This is a genomic window from Afifella sp. IM 167 (genome assembly GCF_020144925.1).
Taxonomy (GTDB): Bacteria; Pseudomonadota; Alphaproteobacteria; order Rhizobiales; family Afifellaceae; genus Afifella.
Map to the genome: position 1 here is coordinate 1 of NZ_NSLC01000045.1, position 499 is coordinate 499.

Here is a 499-nt window from a genome sequence, read left to right on the forward strand (position 1 = left end):
TTGTTGATAGCAGCGCCCTGCGCGGCTCAGTGCCTCAACGTCGGTGCTGGCCTCGACGGGCTCGGCAACCATTGCCGCGCAGTCACGCAGCTGCTGCTCGCGCGCGGCCCGAGCCTGCCGTTCCTCGCTGATCAAGCCGCGCAGGGTTTGCAGGCTGCCATGCTCGGGCGCAAGGGCGAGCCCTTGCTCGGTGAGTGCAAGGGCCGCGTCGAGATTGTCGTCCCGGTAAAGGGCTGAGGCCTGGCGTAGCAGCTCTTGGACCTGCTCGGACTTGACCTGTTTTTGGGCGGCAATGAGCTCGCCCCTGAGGGCCGAGAGGCGCGAGCTCTCAGGATCGCGCTCGAGGGCCTGCTCGACCCTCTCGAGCCCCTGCTCGACCTCGCCGGCGGCAAGCAACGCGCGAATCTGCTCGACGGCTTGCTGGATGCGCGCCTGAGAGGCCACCTCGGCTTGAATGATCTCGCGGAAGGTGAACAGCCCGAGGTTGTCCGGTTGTAGC

Annotated in this window: 1 protein-coding gene; it reads right to left on the bottom strand. The window is 66.9% G+C overall.

Translation table 11 applies throughout. The features are described 5' to 3' along the window. The coding region (locus tag CLD20_RS20065; RefSeq protein WP_224408445.1) for a hypothetical protein at positions 1 to 499 on the bottom strand (499 nt) is incomplete at both ends.